The organism is Enterococcus sp. DIV0213h (assembly GCF_051711285.1).
Lineage (GTDB): Bacteria > Bacillota > Bacilli > Lactobacillales > Enterococcaceae > Enterococcus_D > Enterococcus_D casseliflavus.
Map to the genome: position 1 here is coordinate 570,687 of NZ_JBIOMH010000001.1, position 21,139 is coordinate 591,825.

16 protein-coding genes and 1 pseudogene are annotated in these 21,139 nt (G+C 39.5%); 16 read left to right on the forward strand and 1 reads right to left on the reverse strand.

Translation table 11 applies throughout. The features are described from left to right. Positions 1–5: 5 nt before the first annotated feature. Positions 6–623 carry a hypothetical protein gene (locus IGI77_RS02670; RefSeq protein ID WP_167822135.1) on the reverse strand — a complete coding sequence of 206 codons (618 nt, stop codon included), beginning with the start codon at positions 621–623 and terminating at the stop codon, positions 6–8. Between the two features lie 38 nt (positions 624–661). On the opposite strand from IGI77_RS02670, the gene IGI77_RS02675 reads away from it, so the two are divergent. The 16 genes and pseudogenes from IGI77_RS02675 (at position 662) to IGI77_RS02750 (ending at position 21,062) form a co-directional block, all read left to right on the forward strand. Beyond that, positions 662–1,354, forward strand: coding sequence for a MurR/RpiR family transcriptional regulator (locus IGI77_RS02675; RefSeq protein ID WP_005227461.1), 693 nt, complete (start codon positions 662–664; stop codon positions 1,352–1,354). 609 nt (positions 1,355–1,963) lie between these two features. Continuing rightward, complete coding sequence (locus tag IGI77_RS02680; RefSeq protein WP_034868804.1) at positions 1,964–2,785, forward strand: PRD domain-containing protein; 822 nt, start codon at positions 1,964–1,966, stop codon at positions 2,783–2,785. 111 nt (positions 2,786–2,896) lie between these two features. Continuing rightward, positions 2,897–3,661 (forward strand): carbohydrate deacetylase, encoded by a 765-nt coding sequence (locus IGI77_RS02685; RefSeq protein ID WP_438769406.1) that lies wholly within the window; start codon positions 2,897–2,899, stop codon positions 3,659–3,661. Positions 3,662–3,679: 18 nt separating this feature from the next. Beyond that, on the forward strand, positions 3,680–5,095 hold the full coding sequence (locus IGI77_RS02690) for a PTS transporter subunit EIIC (RefSeq protein WP_438769408.1): 1,416 nt from the start codon (positions 3,680–3,682) through the stop codon (positions 5,093–5,095). A 16-nt stretch (positions 5,096–5,111) separates the two neighbouring features. Further along, the gene (locus tag IGI77_RS02695; RefSeq protein WP_438769410.1) at positions 5,112–6,437 is read left to right on the forward strand and encodes a maltose-6'-phosphate glucosidase; all 1,326 of its coding nucleotides are present in this window, start codon (positions 5,112–5,114) and stop codon (positions 6,435–6,437) included. A 12-nt stretch (positions 6,438–6,449) separates the two neighbouring features. Further along, positions 6,450–6,908, forward strand: a complete 459-nt coding sequence (locus IGI77_RS02700) for a PTS glucose transporter subunit IIA (protein WP_438769412.1) — start codon at positions 6,450–6,452, stop codon at positions 6,906–6,908. A 61-nt stretch (positions 6,909–6,969) separates the two neighbouring features. Further along, positions 6,970–7,827 carry a GRP family sugar transporter gene (locus IGI77_RS02705; RefSeq protein ID WP_438769414.1) on the forward strand — a complete coding sequence of 286 codons (858 nt, stop codon included), beginning with the start codon at positions 6,970–6,972 and terminating at the stop codon, positions 7,825–7,827. Between the two features lie 197 nt (positions 7,828–8,024). Then, on the forward strand, positions 8,025–9,719 hold the full coding sequence (locus tag IGI77_RS02710; RefSeq protein ID WP_438769415.1) for a DUF2075 domain-containing protein: 1,695 nt from the start codon (positions 8,025–8,027) through the stop codon (positions 9,717–9,719). After that, positions 9,682–10,017 carry a nucleotide pyrophosphohydrolase gene (locus IGI77_RS02715; RefSeq protein WP_061053736.1) on the forward strand — a complete coding sequence of 112 codons (336 nt, stop codon included), beginning with the start codon at positions 9,682–9,684 and terminating at the stop codon, positions 10,015–10,017. The genes IGI77_RS02710 and IGI77_RS02715 overlap by 38 nt, the downstream gene beginning before the upstream one ends. 484 nt (positions 10,018–10,501) lie before the next feature. Beyond that, complete coding sequence (locus IGI77_RS02720; RefSeq protein ID WP_005227479.1) at positions 10,502–11,245, forward strand: hypothetical protein; 744 nt, start codon at positions 10,502–10,504, stop codon at positions 11,243–11,245. A gap of 788 nt (positions 11,246–12,033) precedes the next feature. After that, positions 12,034–13,215 (forward strand): ElyC/SanA/YdcF family protein, encoded by a 1,182-nt coding sequence (locus IGI77_RS02725; RefSeq protein WP_438769418.1) that lies wholly within the window; start codon positions 12,034–12,036, stop codon positions 13,213–13,215. 60 nt (positions 13,216–13,275) lie between these two features. Further along, a pseudogene (nagE, locus tag IGI77_RS02730) lies at positions 13,276–14,715 on the forward strand (N-acetylglucosamine-specific PTS transporter subunit IIBC); the annotation flags it as partial. 219 nt (positions 14,716–14,934) lie between these two features. Continuing rightward, complete coding sequence (locus tag IGI77_RS02735; RefSeq protein WP_375814807.1) at positions 14,935–15,954, forward strand: serine hydrolase domain-containing protein; 1,020 nt, start codon at positions 14,935–14,937, stop codon at positions 15,952–15,954. A gap of 226 nt (positions 15,955–16,180) precedes the next feature. After that, entirely contained in the window at positions 16,181–16,762 is a 582-nt protein-coding gene (locus IGI77_RS02740) for a GNAT family N-acetyltransferase (RefSeq protein WP_060792968.1), read from the forward strand. A gap of 344 nt (positions 16,763–17,106) precedes the next feature. Continuing rightward, complete coding sequence (locus IGI77_RS02745) at positions 17,107–19,344, forward strand: ATP-binding cassette domain-containing protein (RefSeq protein ID WP_438769421.1); 2,238 nt, start codon at positions 17,107–17,109, stop codon at positions 19,342–19,344. A gap of 242 nt (positions 19,345–19,586) precedes the next feature. After that, positions 19,587–21,062 (forward strand): helix-turn-helix domain-containing protein, encoded by a 1,476-nt coding sequence (locus IGI77_RS02750; RefSeq protein ID WP_438769423.1) that lies wholly within the window; start codon positions 19,587–19,589, stop codon positions 21,060–21,062. The last annotated feature ends 77 nt before the right edge of the window (positions 21,063–21,139 follow it).

Genomic DNA, 21,139 nt, shown 5'->3' on the forward strand with positions numbered 1-21,139 from the left:
TCCTCCTATACTTGCCAAGGGTTGAAAGCAAAAGTACTTGGCACGACACGTTCTGGATCATATTTCTCAATTATTTTTTCATATTGTTCTTTGTAATTATTATCAATATCGGCTTGAGGAATTACTTTACTTGCTTCATATAAAAAATGTTCGGACCCTCGTCCCATTTCTTGCCCACGAGTGGTGTGTTTATCCAAAGCAATATCTGGTATTTCTGGAATATAGCCCATAGCGAAGCTCTTTATAACGATATTTTTGAGTAAATCGGATGAACGATCCTTTTCAGAATCACATAAGTAACGTATTGCATGGAAGAAATACATTGCACGGTCTGATTCATTATACTGGAATTCTCTACGCATCATGTTCAAATTATTAATCATGATGGCAGCTAAAGGATTACCCATTCCTACATCTTCTACACTAATTGCCAATAAGCGTCGCCATAATTTTTCTTCAAATTGTGGCGAGGTAATGTACATTTCATATGCAAACTCGCAAGCATCTTTTTCCTTTCCACGGCGAATCGATTTCTGTAGTGCAGAAATAACTTCATCTCCTCGCAGCCCGTTACGTGTGGTCATCTTTGCCCATGGATCTTGAATGAATTTACTTTCTGTCATGATATAATACTCCTAACTAAAAATTTGAGGTGGATCTTATGGATATTGAAATGCTTATTGACAAATATCAGTTGAACAATTCAGAAGCTGACGTCTTAAGATTTATGTGGAAAAATCGTCAGTCATTAAAAAACTTAGGTATTCGAGATGTTGCCAAAGTTTCTTATGTTTCTACTGCTACAATTATACAAATGGCTAAAAAAATTGGCTTTACAGGATATAGTGAATTAGTCTTTTCGTTAGGCAATCAACGGCACAGTATGACCTTGCCTAAAATCTTTTCAGACAAAGAAAAAGAGACATTTATTCGTCTGATGTCTGATTACCGTGATAGACGAATGATGATCCTTGGATCAGGATTTTCTCAAAATATAGCAAATTATTTTTCTGAAGCTCTTAATCTACATGGTTTTCGTGCGACTGCCAATAGTCATCTTGAATTCTTGAGAGAAAATGTTCAAAGCGATATCCTGCTTTTTATTATCTCAAATTCAGGGGATACGGTTCGTTTAGCTGAATTAGCTAAAGTTGCGAACGACCATCATATTGATTTGATTGCTTTTGTTGGTGAAAAGAATTCAAAGATAGGCAACTTGGCGACGTTAACAATCAGTACAGAAACATATACACCAAAAAGAATATCAGATTATCAACCCAATCTTTTTTTTGGAACAACATTAAATCAATTTGAAATCTTACTGAGTGAAGCATTATTAGCTATTTTTAGCTAGAAGAAAGATGTGGCCACTGTTTCTTCATTCATTAGTATAAATGGTTTCAAAACGAATGTAAGTGTTCTCTCGACATTAAAAACATGTTTTGAAATTTAAAAACTTGTTTAAAAATCATACTCTCAACTTTTAAATCAGCAAAGCTTCATTTTATTGTTCTCGCTAGTTTTAATCATTATTCGTATTTTAATTATAAGATTGGTGAAGTAGTTTGAAATAAAATAAGAGATTTTTATGTTAAAAAAGGAACCCTAAGTGCTATGTAAGTGAAATAAAAATATTTCTATACATTTTTTGTTCTAACTGTTCATTAAAATATTTATAAAAGAGCGATTGTTTTCTCTTTTTTGAATAAAAGAGAATCAATATAATTGATTGAGCAATTCTTGTCACTCTCAATAATTATTCAAAAAAATAAATTCACCCTTGATACCGGTTTCATAGTATGCTAAACTGTGTCCATAAGTGATAGGGTGCTACTATTAAATTAGGCACGACCGAAGAAAGGGTTCTTTCTTTGGTCGTTTTTTATTGTTTGAAAATAACTCGATAGTTTCAGAAAAATAGTTCTTCTAATTTTGAAGAACTATGCGGAAAGGGGGCCAATCAATGTTTGTGGTAAAAAAACTGAATCATAATGCCGTTTTGATTGATGATGAAGGAGTAGAAAAAATAGCAATGGGGAAAGGTCTTGGGTTTTCAGCGGTAGTCAATCAGCCATTTGATCCAGTGTTTGCAGATAAAATTTTCACATTGGATTCAAAAGAAAAAACAAAGCGATTTAGTGAGATCGCTGCACAAATCCCGATAGAATTTATTGAGTTTACTGAAGAAATGATTCAACTGATTTCCACTAGGATCAGCTCTCCATTAGATTCCAATATCTATATTACATTGACAGATCATATGTATTTTGCCGTTCAAAGAAAAAGAGAAGACAGTCATGTAACTGCCATTATGCTGCCAGAAATGAAACTTCTTTATCCAACCGAATATGATACAGCTGTCGAGGTAGTTGAACGGATCAATCGCCAGTACCAAACGGAATTGGGTGCAAATGAGGTCGGATTTATCACGATGCACATTATAAATGCGGAATTAGGTGAGCTCAATAGCTTGAACAGTTTGAAAATATTAGAAATGACGACAACGATCTTGAGCTATTTAGAAAAATCTTATTTGGAAAACTTTGATAAAGAATCACTGATGTATCATCGCTTGATGATCCATATCAAGTTCTTGGTCAAGCGTTTGATTTATAACGAAGCCTCTCCAGAAGAAAATTTTGGCTTTTTTACGAAAACTTTTAAGAGTAGCAAAGCATACCAAGCAGCTTTAAAAATCAAGGAGATCATTGAAAATCAGTTTCAGCTGGCGGTTCAAGAGAATGAAGTTATTTATTTAGCCATTCATTTAGCACGAATCTATTAAATAAGTGAATCCGGGCGTAACTAGTTGGTAGGCGCAACCGAATGAAACATAGCAAACAAGCTATGCTCATTTGGTTGCGCTTTTTTAGCGGAAAAAGAAAGGAAGAATGAAATGGGAAAAGTAATTTTTAATTCGGATGATTTTGGTTACAGCTATGGTGTTAATTATGGCATTTTAGATGCCTACCAGCGAGGGATCCTCACCTCGACAACATTGATGGCAAACATGCCTGGTTTTGAACATGCAGTGAAACTAAAAAAGGAGGTGCCGGGTCTAGGAGTAGGGGTTCATTTGACCCTAACATGCGGAAAACCACTTTTGGAAAACGTTGATAGTCTAACAGAAGGTGGCCGATTTAGACCGTTGAAGTTTTATCAGCAACCATTTGCTATTGACCAAGATCAGCTCTATCAAGAATGGAATGCTCAGATTCAAAAAGTATATCGAGCGGGGATCTTGCCTACGCACTTAGACAGTCATCACCATACGCATTCTTTTGGCAGCAATCAGGAAGTAGTGATTGCTTTAGCCCAAAAATATGATTTACCCGTCAGAGGAAACTTTGAGAGAAGTGAAGAAGTACGGCATGTCGATTATTTTGAGCCGTATTTTGACGACGTGGGAGAAAAAGAGGTGAAGAAAAGACAAATCAGTACGTCTATTGAAGACTATTTGATGGATTTGTATAAGAAGCTTCAAAAAGACCAAACGATCGAAGTCATGTGCCACACCGCTTATTTGGATCAGGAGTTATTAGAGGGATCAAGTTTCATTTATCCTCGCATGAAGCAGGTTGAATTTTTGATTCATTCGCCGTTTGCCCAGAAAGTAAAGAAAGATTCGTTGATTGAATTAACTACGTATAAAACAATTTAATATAGGAGGAATGTAATAATGACGAATTTTAAAGCAAATGTACAAAAGTTGGGGCGGGCAATGTTGTTGCCAGTTGCAGCAATGCCTCTAGCAGGATTGATCATGCGGCTATCAGCTGACGACATGTTGAATATTCCCGTTTTGGGAGCGGCCGGCAATGCAGTTTTCGGCAATTTGGATATCTTGTTTGCGATTGGGGTCGCAATTGGTTTTGCTAAAACCAAAGACAAAGGAATACCAGCACTTACTGGTTTCTTAGCAATAGCTACCTTGAAAAAAGGGTTGGAGATTATGAATCCAGCAGTAAGTATGGGTATTTTTGGGGGCATCATTTCCGGACTGATTGCCGCTTGGACTTATAACCGCTTTAAGGAACAAAAATTACCGATGGTTTTCTCTTATTTTGCGGGTGAAAAATTTCCGTTGACGATGGTCATGATTTTACAGACGATCTCAGCGGTTGTTTTCGGTTTGGTTTGGCCGATCATACAAATGGGTATCGACAATTTTGCCAAAATGCTGGTTGACATGGGGGCACTCGGTGTTGGGATTTTTATGTTTTTAAATCGATTGTTGATTCCCTTTGGCTTGCATCACGTTTTGAACACCTATGTATATTACGATTTAGGAAGCTATACTTCGCCTAGCGGGGAAGTTTTCCGAGGAGAAATGACACGCTTTATTAATGGCGATCCGCAGGCAGGATTGTTTTTATCAGGTTTTTTTGTGGTGATGATGTTTGGAATACCAGCTATCTGCTTAGCGATTTACAAAGCAGCGTATAAAGAAAACAAAGAGATGGTTAAAGGAATCATGGGAAGCGGTGCTACCACCTCGTTTATTGCCAATATTACAGAGCCTGTTGAATTCAGCTTTATGTTTCTCTCCCCCATGCTGTATGTGATCCATGCCTTTTTCGCTGGGCTAGCAGGGATCGTCTGTTATTTGTTTAATATACGAATTGGTTTCACTTTCGGAGCATGTATTGTAGATTATCTTATTAATTTCCGAATCGCGACAAATGCTATTCTGATCCTTCCGATCGGGCTCGTCTTTTTCGCCTTGTATTACTTTACCTTTTATTATTTGATTAAAGCGAGAAATATCCAGACATTGGGTCGAGAAACTGCGACAAAATTTGGGGAAGAAATATCTCCAGAGGAAACAGAGTTGGGATTGGCGAGCAAAAATTATGAATACATGGCAAAAAAAATGCTCCAAGCGTTTGGCGGAAAAACCAATATTTTGGATGCATATAGCTGCAACACACGCTTGCGTGTTGAAGTTGCTGATTCTTCAGTGGTAGAGGAACAAAGAATCAAGCAATTAGGCGTGAGCGGGATTATCAAGCCAACTGAAAAAAACTATCAAGTGATCATTGGGTTAGAAGTGACATATGTAATGGCTGAATTTGATAAATTATTGGAACAATAGAAAGGAAGAAAATAGGATGAAAAAACAAATCATTACCATCGCTGGAGGCGGAAGTACTTATACACCAGGAATTGTTCAGGCTATTTTAAATAATGCACAACGTTTACCGTTAGCTGAAATCCGTTTGTATGATATTGATGCAGAACGAAATGCAGATATGTACTTGATTATTCAGTTTATGCTGAAAAAAGAGGGCTTTTCAGATGTTCAGATCATTTCAACAGAAGATCCTAAGCATGCGTTTACTGGCTGTAACTTTGTATTCTCACAGATTCGTGTTGGCGGAATGAAAATGAGAGAAAAAGACGAAAAAATCCCCTTGAATCATGGGCTAGTTGGACAAGAAACTTGTGGATTAGGCGGTTTTGCGTACGGCATGCGTTCAATGAAAGGATTGCTAGAGATCGTCGGTTATGTGCAAGACTATGCACCTGAAGCATGGATCTTGAATTATACAAATCCAGAATCGATCGTCTCTGAAGCGGTTCGCAGAACGTACCCAAATGCGAAAATGATCAATGCATGCGACATGACCATCTCGATTGAAGAAACGATTGCCGTCAACTATGGCTACAACCGTGAAAATTGGATACCGACATATTATGGGTTAAATCATTTTGGTTGGTATACCTCTATCTATGATAAAGAGCTAAAACGAGAAATCATGCCGGAAATTATTGAAAAGCTGACAACACAAGAAATGCAAGTTGCTGACTTTAATGCGGGGGATAAAACTTGGCAAGAAGCGTTTCAAATGATGTCAGTCATCACGAGAAATTTTCCAAACAATATCCCTAACAATTACTTAGAGTATTATTTGTATCCAGATATGGTTGTAGAGCACACAGACAAAAAATACACGCGAGCAAATATGGTGATGGATGGCCGTGAGAAAAATACCAAAGAAATGGCAGATAAAATCCGACGCGGAGAGAAAGAAGATGTCTTAAATTTTAACTTTGGTGAGCATGGACAATACATTGTGGATATGGCGACATCTTTATTAAATGATGAACGGCGCCGATTTATGCTGATCGTGCCCAATCAAGGAGCGATTCCTAATCTGCGTTCGGATGCCGTAGTTGAGGTGCCTGCTTACGTGGGAGCAACGGGAGTGGAGCCGATTGCACTGAGAGAACCGATTTGTGATTTTCACAAGGGATTAATGGAGGCGCAAGTGGCTGCTGAAAAGCTCCTTGTTGATGCTTACTTTGAAGAGTCTTATCAAAAAGCATTGCAGGCATTCACATTGAATCAGACCGTTCCGAATGCGCGAGTGGCCAAAAAAATCTTAGATGAAATGATTGAGGCAAATAAAGAATATTGGCCTGAATTAAAGTAGAGGTGATAGAACGTGCTCTTTTTTAAAGAAAAAAAAGTGTTGAGAGCTGTGGCAAAAGGTCAAATTATTCCTTTGGCAGCTGTAAAAGACCAAGTGTTTTCCTCGAAAATGATGGGGGAGGGCTATGCAATCATCGGTCATGACGGTCATGTCCATTCTCCCATTGAAGGAATGATCGAAAATATTTTTCCAACGTATCATGCAATAACAATTGGCAGTAAATCAGGAGAGAAAGTTTTGATCCATATGGGGATTGATACGGTTGAACTAAAAGGGGCACCTTTTTCTATTCACGTCACCATCGGTCAGAAAGTGCATTGTGGTACTTTATTAGCTGAGATGGATTTGCAACAACTGGTTGAAGCAAAAAAAGATGCAGCTATCATCGTTGTTTCACCTGATCTTTCGAAAGGAAAACTGCTGAAAACAAATCAACAAGTATCGATACAAGACGATTGCTATCAATTTTAAAAACGCAAGAAAAGACTGAGTTTTTCGCTCAGTCTTTTCTTAAGCGTATATTATAGGAGAAATGATGATATTCTTTTATTTTTTACCAGCGATAGGCTGGGGTGTCATGCCGCTTATTGCGAAGCTGACTCGAGCCAAACCAATTAATCAGTTAGTTGGAACGACAACTGCTGCTGTGTCAGTCAGCTTGTTATTTACTTTTCTTATAAAACCAGAATTTTCAAATATTTCCGTCATGATCGCATTTATTTCTGGATGTTTTTGGGCGATTGGACAATACTTCCAATTTTACTCGTTTCAATTTTTACCGGTATCAGAAGCGATGCCTATTTCTAATGGTACTCAACTAATAGGGACAACCTTTATTGCAGCCTTCTTTTTCCAAGAGTGGACAAATGTTTCCATGTGGCTGATTGGCAGTGGAGGAATATTGCTGATTGTACTTGGTATATGGCTGACGTCATGGAAAGAAAAACAGACATTAGAGAATCAAAAGCGGACAAACCGAAAAGCAGTTGCTTTTTTGTTGCTTTCCTCTGCGGCTTTAACCGTATATGTAGTTTTGCCGCAGGCATTTCAAGTAAGCGGCTCAGGTATATTATTTCCGCAAGCAATAGGTATGTGGAGTGCATCAGCTGTTTTTGCTTTTTCTAAACAAAGAGAAATTGATTGGCAGCAAATCAGAAAAAATATTAGTACGGGCATTGCATGGAGTATGGCGAACATTAGTCTATTTTTAATGATTCCAATGCTAGGGGTAGCGAAGAGTTTCACTTTTTCACAATTTGCTGTTTTGATTTCCATGTATGGCGGATTGTTGGTTTTCAAGCAGAAGAAAAAGCGTAAAGAATTTCTTTTATTGAGTTTGGGGGGAGCTTGCATACTTGGAGGAATATTGCTGATTGGTTTCATCAAGTGATTTTGAAAAAGGATTGGCGAACAAGATTTTTCAGTGCTCTTCATCCGTCAAATGCTTTAAGAACAAAGATCACAATGCTATACTAGAATCAATAGTATTCGATTCCTTTGTATTGTAAACATGTATTTTATGTGAAAGCATTCTCAATACATCATTATGTATAAATAAAAATCAAGCGAACAACGGAGAAATAATTGATGACCAACCAACTAATCATAGAAGATCATCATTTCAAGAAAGGTGAGCTATCTAGCATAACGACGGCATATATCGATCAGTATCCAGTCGTGTACATACTCTACAACCGAAATGAAAAGAAAAGACCTGTTGCGTACATTGGTCAAACGGTTCAAGTGAATAAACGATTGAAGCAGCACTTGAATAACTCTAAGCGCAGAGAAATTAAAGAAGTCTTGCTGATTGGACATGAAAAATTCAATCAATCAGCGACCTACAATATCGAAACCAATTTGATCAATCACTTCATTGGGGATGAGCAGTTTCAGTTGCAAAATGTCAGTCAAACAAGACAGGTACAGATGCATCAGTATTATGAAAAAGAGTATTATGATGAAGTGGTCTTCCAAGAGTTATGGGAAGAATTGCAAAGGCGTCAGTTGGCGAAGCATTCAATCGATACGATTCGCAACAAGGATGTATATAAATTATCCCCTTTTAAAGAACTGACGCCAGAACAGTTAGATATAAAACTTGAAATCATTGAGTACTGTAAACAAGCGATTCAGCAGGATGAAACACAAAAAGTCTTGATGATCGAAGGAGAAGCTGGAACGGGAAAGAGCGTCCTATTGGCATCTCTCTATAACACCCTTCAAGACTATACAAAGTCAGATCCTGTATTAAAAGGCACCGATAACTATTTGCTGGTCAACCATTCAGAAATGTTAAAAACCTATCATACAATGGCAGAAAGTTTGCCAAATTTAAAAAAGAATCATATGTTAAAGCCAACTTCCTTTATTAATAAAACAGATAATCAGAAGTTGCACCCAGACATCGTTATTGTGGATGAGGCCCATTTGCTTTTAACGAAGAAAGACAGCTATAACAGTTTTCACTATGAAAACCAACTAGAAGAGATTATCAAGCGAGCAAAAATCACGATTTGTATTTTTGATCCGAAGCAAGTATTGAAAATCAAAAGTTACTGGGATCAGGACAAACTGGATCAGTTTCAGAAAAGGTACAATGCTTCTCGCTTTAAGCTAAAAGATCAATTAAGAATGAAAAGTAGTCCACAAATAATTCAATGGATCGATGATATCGTAGAAAAACGTGTAACACCGATTCCAGAATCAACAGCATCTTTTGAGCTTCAGATTATGGAAACCCATGATGCGTTGAAGAATAAAATCTTTTCTCTCGATAAAAAGGAAGGTCTGTCACGGATCATCTCAACATTCGATTATGTTCATAAAAAAGACGGAGCTTCTTATCTTGTAGACCCTGGTGGGATCAACCTGCCATGGAATACGACCGATACGAAGCGAACATGGGCGGAGCGACCAGATACGATCAGTGAAGTCGGTTCAATCTACACCGTCCAAGGGTTTGATTTAAACAATGTAGGAGTCGTCATTGGTCCTTCCGTTGATTACGATCCAGAGACCGACCAGCTTGTCATCGATATCGATAAATACGAGGACAAAGGGGCGTTTACGGGACGTGACGATATGAACCAAGAATTGACGAAGAAAGCCAAAGAAACGATCATCCTTAATTCATTGAATGTATTAATGAAACGAGCAATCAAAGGGCTTTACATCTATGCAATCAATCCCAATCTCCGCCAAAAACTCATAACCCTACAAAACGAAAGGAGCCAGTCCTACCATGCAAAACCAACCCTCTTCAATGGAACGAATCAATAAATTCCGAGATGATCGCAATTGGCGACAATTTCATAATGAAAAAGATCTAGCTATTTCTATCTCCATCGAAGCCGCCGAATTGTTGGAGATTTTTCAATGGAAAACACCTGAAGAAGCCACTCAAGATTTCGAACATCTAAAAGAAGAAATTGCCGATGTTCTGATTTATTCCTATATGTTGGCAGACAATTTGGGTCTTGATATTGATGAGATCATCAAAGAAAAGCTGGAAAAAAACAACATGAAGTATCCGGTGAAAGAAAGTAAAGATTCGAAAAAGAAGTATAATGAATTGTAACAAAAAAGAAGCAAGGACGTTGCAAGTTCTTGCTTCTTTTTTTTTGATGGAATAGGGGCAACAACGGCTTTCTGAATTCATCAGTGATTGGTAACGAACGTCAAAAATCTGACATAATTGAAAAAGTTGAAGATAACTTCAAATTGGTTACATTTTTTCGGAAATTTGAAGTTATCTTCAAATAAGCCCAATTTTTTATAAAAAATGAAGTTAGACCTACTGTCTGCTCGAGCAAAAACAAGAGTATCCTATCCGAAAATGAAGGCAAGGTCATCGGTAAAAAATCGGCAATAATGAAGGTCGTTTTCTATCAAAAATATTTCTCCCCAAAAACCTAAAAAACCTATTGCCCCTCGAGCCCACTTACTGTATAGTAAACAAGAATATTTCATGAAAATAACCAAAAATAACTAATTAAAAAGACTTTGTTATTGAAAATTGCGATTAAACGATGCCGCAAACGGAATGTAAGAAGGAGAAAACAATGACGTATCTAACAAACAATCTTGTGAATTGCATGATCACTTTAGGGTTTATCTTCATCCATCTATCTTCAAATGTTATCTCATCCAGAAAACTAAACGTGCAATACATGAGCTCCTTTGCCGCTGGGGTAGGGATCTCCTATGCGATCGTTCATCTATTGCCCCATTTGGCGTATTTTCAAACGGTGTTGATCGATGAATTTGGCTGGGATTCGGGGATTTTTTATAGTCACGGGGTCTATGGCATCGTTTTGTTTGGCTTAGTCTTCAGTTACGTGATCTACAAAATCGATGAGCGGACGTTTATGGTGTTAGAAAAGAAAGACATCACCAGTGCCAAAAACGCCTTTTTTTGGTCGGATATCGCTTTTCATGTGATCTACAATATCATGATCGGCTATATCGTGATTGCCAATACGCTATCAGAGCGTTTTTACATTTTGACCTACTTTATTGCTTTTGGTTTGCATTTTCTTATGAACGATTGGCTGCTCTATCACCATCATGGTGCCCTCTATAACAAATATGGCCGTTTTGTGCTTTCCTTCAGTATTTTCGCGGGAGCTGCGTTCTCCCTCTTTGTTTCATTGCCCTACTATTTGGTGGTCATCATTGAAGCCTTGATCACCGGCGCTTTGCTGGTGAATATCATCAAATTTGAGTTACCAAATGAAGGAGAAGGCAGTATTCGTGGGTTATTGGTAGGCACGATCTGCTCCGGAATTTTGTTTGTATTCGTCTAGCGCGAAAAGGAGGACTGAATCATGGATGATTCGGTCCTCCTTTTTTTATAAATACGCAAAGCAACAGATAATTCTATATGAATCGAAAAAAATCACAACAGTTTTTATATTTTTGACCATTATTTACAATTTTATTGCGATGTTCGCTTGCTTTTCCAAAAGACATTCTATAGAATGTAAGCGAATAGAAACCAAAAAAAATAGGCACCCCGTAATTCTGTTGGCGCAGACTTACGAGGCCCTGATCAGTCACTCACTTTAGACAGTTGACCAATCAAGTTGCCATAGTTGATCCCTAAAGGCTCAACGTGTTTATTGTACCGAAAATCTCGCGGTTTTTCTAGTGATTCCAGCGATTTTATCGGAAAAAAACGCGGGATGCTGGAGGTTTATTTTGCTGTGTCAAGTCATTGGACATTTCCTGTCTGATGACTTTTTTTGCGTGTGTTTCGTTTCTTATTGGCGCCGATAAGAAAGAACCTACGCCTTTCTAGTGACGATTAGAAAGAAGTCGATTACACCTGACGAGGTGAAACAGACAGTGATGTTCACGGTATAGAAGAGGGGATAGCAATGATGAAATCTTACTTTGTGTTGTCCCTCAGTCTATAAGGAACAGTGACAGCAGACGAACTAGGGTCAGCTTTATCCACTAGAAGCACGTAACTTGCCTAGGTTTCTATTCTTCAAAAAGAAGGTCGCTTTCTTTACCATGGCAAGCGGGTTCATCCCTTTGAATCCGCTTACCTTTAAGAAGTGAAATAATAAATAGAAAAGAAGGTCTTTTTATGAAAAAAATGCACCATTATCTTTTATTGCTCATCGCAATGCTCGTATTGGGCGGATGCACGGAGATGAACCAAACGAAAACCTCCGATACAACAATCAATACAAGTGAACAAACAGAACAAAGTATAGCATCAGCAACTGCAGAAGAACAAACGGAAGATGGGTTTAGCACTTTAGAAAATAATAACCCAACACAAGAACGAATCGATTATTTGTTAGATAAGGCAATGTATTATTATTGGCACGGGGGAGACCTCAAGGAAAATGAACGTGAGGTTTTTGCTGGATTGACCCTTAAAGGGGATCAAGAAGTACGTGAGGAACTGCTGAAGCAAGTGATACGTCTAGATCCAGTCACCACTGATTATCGACGCTCATTAGCCAGTACAAAAGTGATCAATAATAAACTGGATGAAGCAGTGGCGATTTTTAAAAGTGTAGTTGAGCAAGAACCAGAAAACTATCAAGCACTTGTTCAGTATTACGTATATGCAGGTTTATTAGAAGGCTCCTTTGATGAGACAGTGTATAAGAAAATGGAAACCTTAAATAAAGCCCAAACAGAAAAATTCAAAGATGGATTTGAACGCATAGAAGCGGTACGCAAGCAAGAAGTGCCGACTGCGATCAAAGAATACGAAGAAAATCACTTATTTATTTTACTCGGTTATGCCTTAGATGATGAAGGGCAAGTGCAGGAAACGTTGATCAATCGCTTAGAGCATGCATTGAAACTTTTGGAGAAAAATCCTACAGCGAAAATCATTGTGACAGGAGGCGTTCCGAAGAAAGAGAATACGGAAGCAAAACTGATGCACCAATGGTTGATTGAAAATGGCATTGACGAGAAGCGAATTATTCAAGAAGCATTGGCAACAGATACGATTGAAAATGCCTTATTTTCAATTGATTTAGCAAATGAGCTTGATTTCAGTAATAAAATCACAGTGATTAGTTCTGCGAGTCATGTCCGCCGCGGAAAAGTTTTGTTTGAAACTGCGGATCGTATTATCAATGGTCAGCTGCATCCACAAGGAAAGCCTAAATACGAGATAGACATCATTGGTGAACCAGATAATGAAGAGCTGATCAAAACCTCAACGGAACAAGAGCGCCTTGTTTTGTACCGTGATTTGCTGCGGATCGAAGGCATCTGGCAATACCCAAACTTGCAGCGATGATAAACGTATTCGATTCAAAAACACAACACACAAATGACAGAGTTGGAGGAATCAAGAGAGATGAAAGGATATATGCAACGAATCGGGCGTTCATTGATGCTGCCAGTGGCTACATTACCAATTGCAGCACTTTTTATGGGGATCGGTTATTGGATCGATCCTAGTGGTTGGGGAGGTAACAATTTACTTGCTGCCTTTTTACTGATGACTGGTAGTACGATTTTAGATAATTTAGGTATTTTGTTTGCTGTCGGACTGGCATATGGTATGGCTAAAGATAAGGATGGTGCTGCCGCTGTTTCTGGACTAGTCGCTTTTTTAACACCGATCACGTTGCTAACACCAAGCGCTGTAGCTATGTTTCAGGGTATAGATGCTGAAGCGGTCAATATTGCTTTTTCTGCCATCAATAACAAAAATGTTTTTATCGGTATTTTGGCAGGGATCGTTGCTGCTGAGACCTATAACCGATTTGGGCAAGTCAAGTTACCAAGGGCATTTTCTTTCTTTAGTGGCAAGCGACTGGTTCCGATTTTGACAACAGCGGTTATGGCCATCGCATCGGCGGTTTTAATTTTCCTTTGGCCAACGGTATACAGTGGACTCGTGTCATTTGGTGGTTGGATCTCCAGCTTGGGAGCCATCGGTGCTGGTTTATATGGGTTCTTTAATCGGCTGTTGATCCCGACTGGCTTGCATCACGCCTTAAACAATGTTTTTTGGTTCAATATTGCAGGGATTGATGATATTGGCAAGTTCTGGGCGAGTGAAGGAGTCAAAGGTGTGACTGGAATGTATCAGGCGGGGTTCTTTCCAGTGATGATGTTTGGCCTACCTGCCGGTGCTTACGCAATTTATCAATGTGCAAGACCTGAGAAGAAAAAACAAATTGGCTCATTAATGGTTGCGGCAGCCTTTGCTTCTTTCTTTACTGGTGTGACTGAACCCTTAGAATTTTCTTTCATGTTCGTTGCTTGGCCGCTATACCTCATCCATGCTGGATTGACTGGTTTATCATTGATGATTGCGGCAACTTTCCAATGGACGGCTGGTTTCAATTTCAGTGCAGGTTTTATTGATTTTCTTTTGAGTTTGAGGGTTCCTATTGCCAATAAGCCTTATATGTTGCTTGGTTTAGGAGCGGCGATGGCAGTTGTTTATTACTTTACTTTCTATTTTGCTATCAAAAAATTCAACCTAATGACACCTGGCAGAGAGAAAGATGACGTTCCTTTTTCCAAAATGAAGGCAAAAGAAGGCCAAGATAATCACCATGCGCTAGCCCGAAAAATTCTTGTCGCATTAGGAGATACCAAAAACATTCAAAGTATCGATCACTGTGCCACGCGCTTACGAATTGCCGTAAAAAAGGTAAGTATCGTTGATCAAAAGACACTTAAACAACCACCAATTGCAGGACTTGTCGTTATTGATGAACAGCATTTACAGTTGATTATTGGAACGGATGTAGGGTTCGTTGCTGAGGCATTGGACCAAATGATGAGATAGGTTGTCATTGCTCATGAAATGATAGATGGTTAGAATGGTTGGGTGTCTTTGCACAAAAAGTACAAAGATACCACCATTGTGAAGCGCTTTATTCTATGATACCCTGATAACAGATAGGAGGAGATAAGGATGTTGCGTTTCCAAATATGAAAAGGGTAGGCTGGTGTTGACGACAAGTTGTCCTTGTACGAAACATTCGGAGGAAAAATAATGAATACCCAATTAATTGATAAGAGATTAGAACAAAAGCAAAAAGAGTACGCTTTTTATGGCAACATTCGTGTGGTCAAAGCTGACAAGGTTTTGGTGGATCGCTCTTTTGGCTATGCAAACGATGCAGACAAATTGCTAAATCGTGCCCATACCCGTTTTGGCATTGCCTCAGGTTGCAAGCTTTTTACGGCACTAGCCATTTGCCAATTAGTTGAAGCAGGCAAACTGAGCTTGGACACGACACTGCAGGAGTGTGTTCCAGATGTATTGCCAAACTTTGATCCAGCTGTGACTGTTCATCATTTGCTTACACATACCTCTGGTATCCCTGACTATTTTGATGAAGAAGTATCCGATGATTTTGAAGCACTTTGGCAAGATTTGCCGACCTATCGAGTGCGAACCCCCCGTGATTTTTTGCCGCTTTTTCAAAAAAAAGCCATGGCTGATCCAGTGGGAAGCAAGGTCAAGTACAACAATGCAGGGTACATCCTCTTAGGAATGGTGGTAGAAGCAGTTAGCGGCTTGCACTTTACCGACTATATTGAAAAGAATATTTTTGAAAAAGCAGAAATGACAGATGCTGGTTACTTTGCCCAAGACACGCTGCCTCGCAATACGGCATTGGGATATATTGAAACGGAATCAGGATTGAAAACCAATATATTTTCCATCCCAGCCAAGGGCGGGCCGGATGGCGGTGCTTATGTATCAGTTGAAGATTTAGAAAAATTCTGGCATGCATTGATGAGCGGGCAATTACTGAGTAAAACAATGACCGAGATATTTTTGACACCACAAGTCCATGAGGAAGATGAATTTTTTTATGGCTATGGCGGTTTGATGAAAGTGGTAGAACAAAAAGTGGTGAAGTACATCCAGATGGGCTATGATCCCGGGGTCAACTACCATTCCGTCTACTACCCAGATCAGCAGTTGTTGATCGCGGTATGTTCAAACAAATCGGCACATGCCTATGAAATGCAAGAAGTGTTGGAAGAATTTTTCGTAGACTAATGAAGTAAGACCGAAACAGAGAGGAAGTCTGCTGTTTCGGTTTTATTTATGTATGTAACCTACATAGTAAGTCTTTGAAAAATGAAAGAAAGCAATTGTTTTTTTGTTTTCCTAAACGAAATCTATATTTAATATACGAATTGGCGAGCAGTTGTTTTCTAAAGTACCTTTGATTAAAATAAGCACAGCAGCTATCATATACTAACTAAGCAAAGGAGTGTGCTACATGCTAACAGGCAACAAAGTCACTTTAACCCCTGCGGAAATCAAAGATAAAGAGGCGGTCTATCAATGGTGTTTTCACTCTGAAACCACAAAATATCATTCCGGACCACCTTCTTATCCTAATGCACCGATCGCCACTGAAGCAGAGTTTTTTGAGGACTATCAAGAGTATTACTTTACTGGTGCCCAACCGCAAGATGGCAGAGGCTTTTTGATTCTACATGCAGGTGAACCGATTGGCTTTATTAGCTACTCCTCATTTCATCTAAAAGACGGCATAGCAGAACTGGATATCTGGTTGAATCGGGAAATTCATTGCGGCAAAGGATTTGGCACCGATGCGATCGTCACCCTCGGTGATCATTTACATGAAACATTCGGCATTCAAAAATTGATGATGCGACCATCGAGAAAAAATATTGCTGCAGTCAAATCTTACGAAAAGGCTGGTTTTACGCAATCTTCCCAAGACCTTGCTGACTATTTGTTGGAAGAGTATCTTGATTTATATGCCGAAGGGGATTATGGGGCAGAAGAAACGGTGACATTGATCAAAACGTTTCCGTCAACTGCATTGAGCTGATCTATAAGAGTCGGCTTCAAACGGTTAAAGGTTATTTCATGAAAACAGTCCATTTCACTTTGCAAGCAAGGGGAAATAGACTGTTTTTTTACCTTTTAGCAATTTAAGGTCATTCAAAATACTCGTTCTTCGCTCTGTCTTCTAACTTCGTTCGCACGCTAAATTCCTTTCTATGCAACAGTTATCGAAAAATCGCATAAGCCCTCTATCCTTGCTATTCCAGCATTTAGAACAAAACATAAAATAAACATAGTTTTTTTTCAAAATTCCGAGAAACAGCGAGAATGTTTGTGCTATAATGGTCGCTCACTGAAAAAATTCAACAGAATCTGGGAGGGTATAGCATGCAGGAATACATTACGATCCACAACGCCAGGCAGAACAATTTGAAGGGCTTTGACTTGAAGATTCCCAAAAGAAAAATCACGATTTTCACGGGTGTTTCTGGTTCAGGCAAGTCATCGATCGTCTTTGACACGATCGCACAAGAAGCAGGTCGACAGCTGAATGAGAACTTTTCGAAATTTGTCCGCAACTTTTTGCCAAAATATAGCCAGCCCGATGCGGATGCCATCGACAATCTTTCGATGGCGGTAGTAGTTGATCAAAGCCGTTTAGGCGGCAATTCCCGCTCCACATTAGGGACGATCACGGATATCAATCCCTTGATCCGCTTGCTTTTTTCTCGTCTTGGTCAACCGTATTTAGGTCCTGCATGGAATTTCTCTTTCAATGATCCTCATGGGATGTGTCCCACTTGCGAAGGGATTGGGCGCATCGTCGGCTTAGATTTAGAAAAGGCACTGGATCTTGAAAAGTCCTTAAACGAAGGGGCGATCTTGCTTCCTGGCTATAAAGTCGGCTCTTGGCTGCTGAAGTCTTTCACCAATACGGGCTTTTTTGACAATGACAAGCCATTGAAAGAATATAGCGAAGAAGAAATGAACCGCTTTTTGTATGCCCAAGGAGAAAAAATCGATTCCTTGTATATGGAAGGGATGAGTTCCACCTATGAAGGCTTAGTCGCTCGTTTTAATCGCTCCAATATCAAGGGCGGCAATGAAAGCTCCGCTGCTACCCAGAAGAAAATCGCTTCTTTCATGAATGAACAGAAGTGTCCTGACTGTCAGGGAAACCGCTTCAATCCACAAGTACTCGCGTGCAAAATCGCGGGCTATTCGATTGCGGACTTTTTGGCGATGCAAGTGGATGAACTATTGACGGTTCTTCAAGAAATCTCGGAGGAGAGTGTCCAACCACTGCTTCAAAACATCCAAGCGAGAATCACTGATCTAATCAATATCGGGTTGGATTATGTTTCCTTAGACCGTGAAACGACGACCCTTTCTGGTGGGGAAAGTCAGCGGGTAAAAATGGTCAAACACTTGTCTTCTAGCTTGAACGATGTGATCTACATTTTTGATGAACCGAGTATTGGGCTGCATCCGAGGGATGTCCATCGATTGAATGAATTGTTAGTCAAACTACGGGACAAAGGAAACACCGTCATCGTAGTGGAGCATGATCCAGATGTCATTAAAGCAGCTGACCATATTATCGATGTTGGTCCTAAAGCGGGGAAAAATGGCGGCTATATTACCTACGAAGGAACCTTTGAAGGATTGCTGCGCTCAGATACACTGACTGGCAAAGCATTTGGACAGATGGTGGACTTTAAAGAAGCACCTCGCCAGAGTCAGCAGGTTATCGAAACGAAAAAATCGACGCTGCATAACTTGAAAAATACAGCACTGCGGGTGCCATTAGGAGTATTTACAGTGGTGACCGGTGTTGCTGGTTCTGGAAAGAGCAGTTTAGTGAATGGGGTTTTTGCTAAAGAATACCCCGAAGCCATTATGATCGATCAATCAGCGGTGGCGGGAAATATCCGCTCCAATCCAGCGACCTATTCTGGGATCATGAATGACATTCGGAAGTTATTTTCCCAAGAAAACAAGGTCTCAGCAGGTCTTTTTTCCTACAATTCCGAAGGCGCCTGTGAAACGTGCAAAGGCCACGGGACCATCAAGATGGAACTGTCCTTTATGGATTCCGTCGAGGTTTTGTGTCAGGCCTGTGGCGGCAAACGGTTTAAAGAAGAAGTCTACCAGTATCGCTTGAAAGGCAAGTCGATCGATGAAGTCCTTGCCATGAGCATCACAGAAGCGGTGGAATTCTTTGAGGAAAAAGCGATTCAAAGAAAACTAAAACAGATTTTGGCTGTGGGACTAGGATACATGACCCTTGGACAGCCATTGAATACCTTGTCTGGTGGTGAATGCCAACGACTGAAGTTAGCAAAAGAATTAAGCAAAAAAGGCAATATCTACATTATGGATGAACCAACGACCGGATTGCACATGGCAGACATCAAGAGCATTTTGGCGATCATCGAACGGCTAGTGGAAAAAGGCAACACGGTGATCGTGATCGAACACAACCTTGAGGTCATGAAAGCAGCGGATTGGCTGATCGATGTCGGCATTGATGGCGGGATTCGCGGTGGCGAAGTGTTGTACGAAGGGATTCCAGAAAAACTGATCGAGTGCCAGTCCTCGATTACAGCCCAGTATTTATTTTAATGAGAAAACCAAAATAGCCGCAAGCAGCTCTTTCATCGAGCGCTGCTTGCGGCTTTTTTTCTTTTTCCTCCAGCAAAAAAGAATAGGATAAGTCTAAAAAATGAATTTCTCCTCGTTATTTTTTTCATTTTTAGTAGGTTTTTTGATTAAAAATATATAAATTTGAGTATATAATTACCAAATAGTGTGCTATTTATGTAATAGTATAGAAAAGAATTTCTTGAAAAAAAGGAGTGGGATGAATGAGAGAGTTGCAATTGGCCTTCATCAGCAACCGTACGACCGCGCGCTTGTTTCGGCTGCTGAGTACGATTGAGCGAGACCGTGTGTTCACGATTGGCGACTTAGCAGAGCGCAATCAGGTGACGCAACGAACGATTGCCAATGATATCAAATACATGAAAGAATATTTTGGGGACAGTATTGCCCTCGTTTCGGGCAATAGCGGGTTTGTTTTCGAAGAGAAAAAGCCAGCAGACTATCAAAAAAGAAAGCAAAGCTTGTTAAAAAATGAATGCTTATTTGAAATTATCGGGAATATTTTCCATGGCAAACTATCTAAGGTGGATGAGCTGGCACATCATTATCACTTTTCAGAGAGTACGTTTCGGCGTCTACTCAATCAGCGAAACCCTATTTTAAAAAGCTATGGCTTGCAGTGGGCATCAAATCCCTTAACGATTGAAGGAAGTGAAGCCAACTTGCGTAAGTTTTTCAAAGATTTTTATTACGAAGGTGTGGAAACGATCTATACGTTGGTTCCAGATCAAGCCTTGCATGAATTGATCTTAGGTCAATTGGAGGACAAGTTCGGCTATTATGAAATCGGATCTGGGGCGACTCCCGCAGCGTTTTACTACACGTTTTATATTGCCATCAAGCGTGCGAGCCTCGGCTATCGTATCACTATGCCGAAAGAACTGGTTAGACAGGCGTATAAAGGGAACAGTTTTTCCAAGCTATACGCACTGAAGGAAGGCATTGAAAAAATCTATCAGGTTCAGCTGCCCAAAGAAGAATTCGCTTGGATCTACTTAGTCACCTTGTGCAAGCGAACCTTGGATCAAGAAGAACGAGAGGAAAAATTTTACCAACAATTTCATCAAGGCGAAGCCATCACAACTGTGACGGACTTGTTTCTTCAAAACCATGAGGTTCCCCAAGCACAAGCCAAAACGGTTGCGACTTTTTTACGTTCTTTCTTTTTATCGAGAAAAATTAACCATGCGATTGCGCCGGTTTTGAACAAGGAAATGGATGATATCAAAGAGGTGATCATGCGTTCCAACAGTGAGAGTTACCAAAAGAACTTACAATTTCTTAAGGAGCAGAGCAAAAAACTCTCTTTGTCTACTGCCTACTTAGAAGACATCTGTGTCAGTTTAACGATTTATAGCGAGCTGATTTTCGATTATTATGCACCAGCAAAAACCATTTATTTCCTCTTAGAAGGGGATCATTTTGTGTGCCAGCATATCCAAACAAGAGCGATCCAGCGATTTGGCAGCAAGCATAAATTGACGTTTGTTCAACTGCAATATTTAACAAAACATACGCTTCATGCTGCCCATATCGATTTGATCGTGACCAATTACAATCGCTACCTCGTTGATTATAAAGTCAAAACAGATTACTTATTGTTAAAATCTCTCCCAGATGATCGCGATTGGGAACACCTCGAAAGGAAAATAAATCCCCATCAAAAACCGCTCTTTTAAACCAATTGCTGTGCTGTTCACGCGTTTAAATAGGTATGTTATTTATTCATCTATTTCAGGTGTTTATGAAAATAATG

Coding starts and splice junctions, on each gene's coding strand:
- IGI77_RS02670 (WP_167822135.1), bottom strand. CDS start 623: ATGACAGAAAGTAAATTCATTCAAGATCCATGGGCAAAGATGACCACA.
- IGI77_RS02675 (WP_005227461.1), top strand. CDS start 662: ATGGATATTGAAATGCTTATTGACAAATATCAGTTGAACAATTCAGAA.
- IGI77_RS02680 (WP_034868804.1), top strand. CDS start 1,964: ATGTTTGTGGTAAAAAAACTGAATCATAATGCCGTTTTGATTGATGAT.
- IGI77_RS02685 (WP_438769406.1), top strand. CDS start 2,897: ATGGGAAAAGTAATTTTTAATTCGGATGATTTTGGTTACAGCTATGGT.
- IGI77_RS02690 (WP_438769408.1), top strand. CDS start 3,680: ATGACGAATTTTAAAGCAAATGTACAAAAGTTGGGGCGGGCAATGTTG.
- IGI77_RS02695 (WP_438769410.1), top strand. CDS start 5,112: ATGAAAAAACAAATCATTACCATCGCTGGAGGCGGAAGTACTTATACA.
- IGI77_RS02705 (WP_438769414.1), top strand. CDS start 6,970: ATGATGATATTCTTTTATTTTTTACCAGCGATAGGCTGGGGTGTCATG.
- IGI77_RS02710 (WP_438769415.1), top strand. CDS start 8,025: ATGACCAACCAACTAATCATAGAAGATCATCATTTCAAGAAAGGTGAG.
- IGI77_RS02715 (WP_061053736.1), top strand. CDS start 9,682: ATGCAAAACCAACCCTCTTCAATGGAACGAATCAATAAATTCCGAGAT.
- IGI77_RS02720 (WP_005227479.1), top strand. CDS start 10,502: ATGACGTATCTAACAAACAATCTTGTGAATTGCATGATCACTTTAGGG.
- IGI77_RS02725 (WP_438769418.1), top strand. CDS start 12,034: ATGAAAAAAATGCACCATTATCTTTTATTGCTCATCGCAATGCTCGTA.
- IGI77_RS02735 (WP_375814807.1), top strand. CDS start 14,935: ATGAATACCCAATTAATTGATAAGAGATTAGAACAAAAGCAAAAAGAG.
- IGI77_RS02740 (WP_060792968.1), top strand. CDS start 16,181: ATGCTAACAGGCAACAAAGTCACTTTAACCCCTGCGGAAATCAAAGAT.
- IGI77_RS02745 (WP_438769421.1), top strand. CDS start 17,107: ATGCAGGAATACATTACGATCCACAACGCCAGGCAGAACAATTTGAAG.
- IGI77_RS02750 (WP_438769423.1), top strand. CDS start 19,587: ATGAGAGAGTTGCAATTGGCCTTCATCAGCAACCGTACGACCGCGCGC.